The sequence below is a fragment of the Allobosea sp. P1_A7 genome, assembly GCF_056406775.1.
Genome location: NZ_JBFTZN010000311.1, coordinates 1 through 6,699, shown reverse-complemented (window position 1 = coordinate 6,699; position 6,699 = coordinate 1). Strand labels below are relative to the sequence as shown.

General features: G+C 60.7%; 8 protein-coding genes and 1 pseudogene. 4 read left to right on the top strand and 5 right to left on the bottom strand.

The features are described 5' to 3' along the window. Nucleotides 1-561, top strand: a 561-nt coding sequence (locus AC1D34_RS32325) for a peptidase dimerization domain-containing protein (protein ID WP_476826443.1), incomplete at its 5' end; no start/stop codon positions are given. Between the two features lie 257 nt (nt 562-818). Here AC1D34_RS32325 and AC1D34_RS32320 read toward each other — a convergent pair. From AC1D34_RS32320 to AC1D34_RS32305, 4 genes and pseudogenes are all read right to left on the bottom strand, one after another. Next, nucleotides 819-1,700 carry an AraC family transcriptional regulator gene (locus AC1D34_RS32320; protein ID WP_441493686.1) on the bottom strand — a complete coding sequence of 294 codons (882 nt, stop codon included), beginning with the start codon at nt 1,698-1,700 and terminating at the stop codon, nt 819-821. Further along, nucleotides 1,697-2,464 carry an alpha/beta fold hydrolase gene (locus tag AC1D34_RS32315; protein WP_476826442.1) on the bottom strand — a complete coding sequence of 256 codons (768 nt, stop codon included), beginning with the start codon at nt 2,462-2,464 and terminating at the stop codon, nt 1,697-1,699. Before AC1D34_RS32315 ends, AC1D34_RS32320 begins: the two co-directional genes overlap by 4 nt. Before the next feature lie 80 nt (nt 2,465-2,544). After that, nucleotides 2,545-2,715 (bottom strand): hypothetical protein, encoded by a 171-nt coding sequence (locus tag AC1D34_RS32310; protein ID WP_441493684.1) that lies wholly within the window; start codon nt 2,713-2,715, stop codon nt 2,545-2,547. Nucleotides 2,716-2,974: 259 nt separating this feature from the next. Beyond that, nucleotides 2,975-3,094 (bottom strand): annotated as a pseudogene (locus AC1D34_RS32305) (IS1595 family transposase); the annotation flags it as partial. Between the two features lie 278 nt (nt 3,095-3,372). Here AC1D34_RS32305 and AC1D34_RS32300 point away from each other — a divergent pair. Beyond that, nucleotides 3,373-3,873, top strand: a complete 501-nt coding sequence (locus AC1D34_RS32300; protein ID WP_441493683.1) for a hypothetical protein — start codon at nt 3,373-3,375, stop codon at nt 3,871-3,873. A gap of 2 nt (nt 3,874-3,875) precedes the next feature. Then, nucleotides 3,876-4,493 (top strand): OmpA family protein, encoded by a 618-nt coding sequence (locus AC1D34_RS32295; protein WP_441493682.1) that lies wholly within the window; start codon nt 3,876-3,878, stop codon nt 4,491-4,493. Between the two features lie 398 nt (nt 4,494-4,891). On the opposite strand, the gene AC1D34_RS32290 is transcribed toward AC1D34_RS32295, so the two are convergent. Further along, nucleotides 4,892-5,683 carry a phytanoyl-CoA dioxygenase family protein gene (locus AC1D34_RS32290; RefSeq protein WP_476826441.1) on the bottom strand — a complete coding sequence of 264 codons (792 nt, stop codon included), beginning with the start codon at nt 5,681-5,683 and terminating at the stop codon, nt 4,892-4,894. A 348-nt stretch (nt 5,684-6,031) separates the two neighbouring features. On the opposite strand from AC1D34_RS32290, the gene AC1D34_RS32285 reads away from it, so the two are divergent. After that, nucleotides 6,032-6,493, top strand: a complete 462-nt coding sequence (locus AC1D34_RS32285; protein ID WP_476826440.1) for a GNAT family N-acetyltransferase — start codon at nt 6,032-6,034, stop codon at nt 6,491-6,493. The last annotated feature ends 206 nt before the right edge of the window (nt 6,494-6,699 follow it).

The following is a 6,699-nucleotide window of genomic DNA, read 5'->3' as shown; positions in this document are numbered from 1 at the left end:
ATGTATGCCATGGCCCAGGCGATCGTGGAGCTTGGCCGCATCCAGGTGCCGGCGACACCCCGCACGACATTCTGTGCCTCCATCGTCGGCGGCGGCTCATCCGTCAACGCCATCCCCGAGGAGGCCTGGGTCGATATCGACCTGCGCTCGGAATCGGCAGAGGAGCTTGCCAGGCTGGACGCGCGCTGCCGCGAGATCGTGGCTGCGGCGGTAAACGAGGAGAACGCGACCCGCTCGACCAGCGAGGGCGCGATCACAGTCGAAATCAAAGCATTGGGCGACCGCCCGGCGGGCAACACGCCGGTGGACGCCGATATCGTGCAATACGCGACCGTAGCGCTTCAGGCCCATGGCTTTGCGCCCAGGCACGAAGCCTCCTCCACCGACGCAAATATTCCGATGAGCCTCGGCATCCCGGCGATCAAGATCGGCTCGGGCGGCACCGGCGGCAGGGCCCATTCCCTCGGCGAGTGGATCGATGTCGAAAAGACAGCGAGCATATCGGGCATGACGGCGAGCCTTGCCACGATCCTGGCCACGGCGGGGTTCCTCAGTGAATGACCGGTCCTGTCGACCGGTCGTTGGTGCGCTGTCGCGCGTCAGGGTCAAAGGGGGGATGCTGCGGGGCGCCTGCTGGAAAGCATGCAGATGCGCAAATTCTTCTGCATGATGGCTTTGACCTTTGGAGCAATTCTGGCCGACGAAACGGCGATCGCTTGCCAGGGGTTCGTCAATTTAGGTCGTGACCCCATAAGGGCCGTGATTAGCGGCCTGTCCGTTTCTTGCGATCGGAAGGGACAGGCCGCCGTCGAAGGGCGCTATTTCAACGGCAAAAACAGGTCCGCGACCGCCTCATGCTCCGGCACTTCCGCAAAGAAGCCCAGCCGCTGGCAATAGATCGGAAAGTCGCGTGCTTCCTCGCCGCTGGCCGGAAGCCAGTCGCGATAAAGGTAGAGCGCGGCGGGCTCCAGATTGTCGGTGTTGCCGACGACGCGTAGCACCGCGCAGCGTCCGCCAGGGATCTCGCCGGCTTTGATCTGCTCGCCCTTCGCCTCGATCGGTTGGTCGGTCCCGACACAAAGGTCCATCCTATAATCGACAGGCGACACAGGACGCCGCTCGGAACGCCAGACATTGAAGGTCGGACTTGTCCTGGGGTGCAGGCCAGCGGCCTTACGCCACGCGATGAACCGCTTGATGGTGGCGCCGAGCGTCGCCGGGTCGCCCCGATGCTCCATGATCGCCACCGGCGTGGGGGGCACATCGCGAACCATCACGTCGTCAGTGGTAAAAGTCTTCTGCATGAGCATGCACCTCGCGTTGTCGAGTGGCCCGAAGGCCGCAAACCACGGCTCCCAGTCGGGAGATTCGCGGAACGACGAAGGCGATTGCCCGAACCGTCGCCGAAAGGCGCGGGCGAAGGCATCCGGTGCATCGTAACCCGCATCCAGCGCGATGTCCGTGACGCTTTGGGCGTCCATATAGGCCAGTTGGTGCGAAGCGCGCTTCATCCGGGCAAGCTGGACATAGCGATGCACGGATAACCCGAAGGCCGCCTTGAACTGCCGGTGGAAATGAAACTTCGAGAAGGCCGCAACACCGCTCAGCGTTTCCAGGTCCAGATCACAGCCAAGATGCCGGTCGATGTAATCAAGCACGCGCTGCATGCGGGCATGGTAGCTTTGAAGCGCCGCCTTCATCGTCCCTCCCCTATGGCGGCTCCAGCCAGATGTTCTGCCGCTGATTCCAGCTTGCTATCCGGCCCATCCAGGAAACGCAGGGCTGTGGAGGTGAATGGAACGATGGGATCATAAATAGGAGCGTGCTCGCCGCCAGGAACAATCCATAACGCGGCATCCGGAATGGAACGGTAGATGCTGACAGGAATTTCAACGGGGAAAAAGCGGTCGCGATCACCGTGCACGACAAGCGTACGAGCTGCAATGCTTGATAGATCTTGTTCGGTTAGATTCATATCATCATGACTTTCGCCCAACGCGTTGATCTGGTCGATGAGTTGACTGATCTGCTCGTCACCGCGTTTGGCGCATTCCCGATACATTTCCCGAACTTGCTGCGGCATGAATTCGAACGAAGCTCGGCGCATGATAACCCTTGCCTGATCAGTGAAATGGGTCGTTGCGCTAATCAATACCATTGAGTCGATGCGCTTGGGTTGGCTCGTTGCCATGTGCAGGAGCGTCATCCCGCCAGAACTGATGCCCATGGCTGAGAAGCGACCAACCCCCAGCTTTTCAAGCAAGAGGAACACGTCACTGGCCGCTTCCCGATGTGTGAACCTGTTCTCGGGATTGGTGGAGCGACCATGGCCACGCAGATCCACGACGATCAGTCGATGGCGCTCCGAGAGCTTGGCGGTAAAGGGAAGCCAGTTCTGTCCACAACCGCCAAACCCATGCAGGAGTACCAGAGGCGTTCCGACTCCATACTCTTCGTAGTACATCCCGATGTTGTCGATTTGAACGGTATGCCCGCGAGTGGTTGTCTGTCTGGGAGCGTACGTCGTTGTCATTGATGCGTCTCTCACATGCGCGACAAGGTGAACGGCGGCCTGACAGGCCCGTGGACATGAAGCCTCGGGAAGGCCGCAACACCGCTCAGCGTTTCCAGGTCCAGATCACAGTCAAAATGCCGGTTGATGTCGTCCAGAACCCGCTGCATCCGGGCTTGATCGTTTTGAAGCGTCGCCGTCATCGTCCGCCCTCCATGGCGGCACCACTTAGTCGCTCATAGCCATAACGTGCTCGACCGATCTTGCGGTTTTGTCTCAGGGTCGCAGAACACCGCCAAGGACCGTTTGCGGGCACGCCCAATCGATGGACGAGCAGCGAAAGGGCGCCGCGGCGTTGCCTCCCAGAACAGGTCAGGCGGCTTGTTGCCCCTGCCAAGAGCGGCACAAGCAGCGCGACCTTCGCCGCTTCAGCGCCTGCGCGAGCAAGGACCACGTCAGGCTGCCATTGCTCACACGCCTCGTGTCTTCCCGCCAGGCGATGTCGGCCGCGAACCAGTCGAGATATCGTTTCGAGAAGCGGCGCTGGATGCCGGTACAGGCCCGCCGGATGCGGGTGAAGAAGCGGAAGCGGCGTGGTCGGTCGCTTTGGTCGGCGACGATGACCGCCCAGATGTCGGCGGCGGCATCGTGGAAATCCTGGATCATCGGACCGGAAATTCGTATCCGGTGCGATGATCTAATCCCCGTGTGCCTGCATCGGCTTTCCCGAAACCCGCAATCCACCTTTCCGGCCGATGCGTCAGGAGGCAGCCACATTGCCTCCACGCAAGCCGGCTATTGGAGATTCGTATTGCGATTCGTACGCCCTGCCTGCAATTTTGAAAGCAAAGAGGATTGACATGGTAAAAGTGACAAGAATTACCATGACCGCCTGTGCCTTTAGTGCCTTTCTGGCAACAGCTGGCTTCGTTCAGACTGCGTTTTCCCAAACACAAGCCGAGGCCAATTCTGTCTCACCCTTGGCTACTGGCTTGACCGATGGCGGGGCCGCCGAAGCCCAAGTCGTCGAAGCTACCCGCGCCGGCGATGTCCTTACGATCAAGCTTCGCTTCAAGCCAATCGCCACGAACAAGCTGGAACGACTCTATGATTCGATCAGCAAGGATGCTTATGAAAACAGCTTCTATGTTCTTGCCGGCAAGAAGAAATACCTGCTCCTGACAGATAGCAACGACAAGCCGCTGACAAATCCTAACCTGGTCATCAAGGCCAACAAGGATTCTCCGATCGCGGGCTCATGGCATGGCAGGTTCCCTGCTCCACCGAAGGACGTCACGGACGTGTCGTTGACGATCCCGGGGGTCGAGACGCTCGACGCGATCAAAATCACCGACCGATAGCCATGGCGGGTGCGACCAAGTCTTCCCTCGCGATCGTCGTGTTTCTGGGAGTGGCAAGTAGCTCGTTTGCGCAAGAGCCACCTTACCATCGCGAAATACGCGATCTCAAAGCCACGGTTCTGGATCTCAAGGCCACGGCTCTGGATCTGAAGGGACTCCCCTCCGACTTGAACAGCGCGGTATCTGATCTGTCGGCGAAAGCCGGCGGACTTGCCGCCCGGCACGGTGGTCTTTCCGTGCGACACGATGCGACGACCGTCAGGCTGTCGATGACGGGCGATATCCTGTTCGATTTCGACAGGGCCGACATCAGGTCGGCTGCCGAACCGACACTCACCGATATCGCGCGTCTCGTCGCATCTGTCCCCGCTGGCACGATCGTCATCGAGGGGCATACGGATTCAAAAGGGTCTGCTCGGTATAATCAGGAACTGTCCCTTCGGCGGGCTCAGGTCGTCGCGCAATGGCTTGTGAGACACGGAGCAGATAAAGCGCGGCTTTCGGTCAAAGCGCTCGGCGATACGCGTCCGATCGAACCCAATACGCTTAAGACCGGAGCGGATAATCCCGAAGGGCGTGCCCTGAACCGACGCGTCGAGTTCGTTATGCCCAAGCAGTAGAAGCGGTTGTCTGCGGGCCGACGGCAACGCGTCGGCCCGCTCCCGGCCTCAGGCAAAACGGCCGGATGGCCTGGCGCTCAGAAACCTCCGCCCCGCAGCGACATTCCGAGCGCCTGCTAGAGCAGCGGCCCGAAAAGTGGATTGCGGTTTCCGGGAAATCCGATGCAAAGACAAAGGGTTAGATCATCGGATCTGGATACGATATCCGGTCCGATGATCTGATCAGGCGACCACAATTGGATATTGGAGCCTTGCCCGGACGCTGACATCCGAGATCGGATGGGGTGACATCAGCTCCCGACGCTTGCCGGACGCTACGGACCTCCGCTTTGGGAAACACCGGAGGCTGCCAAGGCAAGTTGGCGTCCGGAGCCGCAGCATGGCCCCGGACGCCAGGATCAGAAGGTCAACCCGCAGGCTCGACGGATGGCGATCTGAACTGGCGAGGGAGGCAAGGACGGATCAAACTCGCCCCGTGGCAACAGCGGCGGCTGCGCCATGAATCGCGGATGCTGGCCGCAATGGGGTTGCGCTGCATGGACCAGGAACGGGTGGCATAAATAGACCGTGCCCGCCGCTCCGGTTGCGACTTCGACCGCACAATCTGCAGTCGAGGCGTAGCCGTTCGCGGAGAGCTGCCGGAGTGTGGTTCCCGCCTCGCCGTAGGGCAGAAGCTCCCGCGCAATCACGGCATGCGAGCCCCGGCGAATTCTCGTAGGAGCATCGTCGGGCCCGACATCCGATAGCAGGAAGAGCATGAGCAGGGCTCGTCCGCTGCTCCTTACATTGGCTCGCCATTCCATGAAATCCGGATTGTCCAGGCCAAAGCTCACATCCACATGCCAGCCGTCGTCCCCTGGCGCTTGCGCCGAGGGGAACCGGATCGGAAAGGTCCCAAGCCCCCTGGGGGCGATCCAACGCTCTACGCCGACGAGTTGATCGAAGGCCTTGTGCAGGGGCGGCGTATTGGCCGCCTGGATGAAAGCAGGCGAGGATTTCGAGCTCACCCGGATGACCGGTCGCGTCCAGCCTTCCGGCTTGCTGGGCGATAAGCCGATATCTGCCCACAATTCATCCCTGCATCGCCTTGCAAGATCGGCACTGAAGGCGTTCTCGATTTTGACGAATCCGTCGTCGATGAAGCTCTGGACCTGACGGGATGTCAGGCCAATCTGCGCATTATTGGGCATTGCACGTTTCTCCGCTCGGCTGCCGCATCAGCGAAGCCGTTTTGATCTGATCTGATCGGCGCGAAGGCGCCGGAAGGCTTGAGGCCGTTCAGATCAGGGGAAAGAACGTGGAGGCGAACATCATGACGAGCCCCCCTACCACGGCAACAAGGGCAGCCTCAAGGTCACCATTGCCTGGCTCTTCCCCGTCAAGGCGCCAAGAGGCAACTCCGGGTCATCGCCCGGAAGCGGTCGCTCCGGATCAAACTGCTCAAGACCCGGTCTCGAGCCGTTGYGGGATTCCCGACGGCCGTCTCGACAGGCTAGTCAGTGCTCGCCTCGACCGGCCATCGTGATAGGGAGGAGGCTATGGCCTTCACCCTCCACTGCTTTGCCGACATCCCCACCTCCGACTGGCTGGTTCTGCTGAACCATCCTGACGTCACGCGTCACATGCCGCTCGCCGATGGCAAGTGGACTGAAGYATCTGCCCTCGACTGGGCCAAGGGCAAGGACGCCCAGTGGCAACACAACGGCTACGGTCCATGGTCCATCCTCATTGACGGTCGCTTTGCGGGCTGGGGTGGCTTTCAGAAAGAGGCAGATGGCGCTGACCTCGCCCTCGTTCTCCTACCCAGGTTCTGGGGGCATGGCGCCGAGCTGTTTCACGGCTTCATGACGCGTCGGGTCGACCTTGGCATCGGCAATGTCAGCATCCTGCTGCCGCCGAGCAGGTCGCGGGTGAAGGGCCTTGCCCGACTTGGTTTCATTGCCGACGGTGAGTTGGACTACCAAGGCCAACGCTTCTTGAAGTTCCGGACGACCGCGTGAACGGTCGACCATCCACAGGTCGTGGTTGCCGCGGACGTGGAGCACCTGCGCCGCCCTGATTGCTCGCCTGCGCGGTTTTCTCGTGGGCGCTTCCAGGCGAAGTATCGCTATGGTTTTCCCCGGCTCTATCTGGCCTTCCAATGTGATTTGGGTTCCGGCTTCAAAGGCAAAGAGCCAAGAAGCTTTGGGATCTGCGTCGCTCGGAC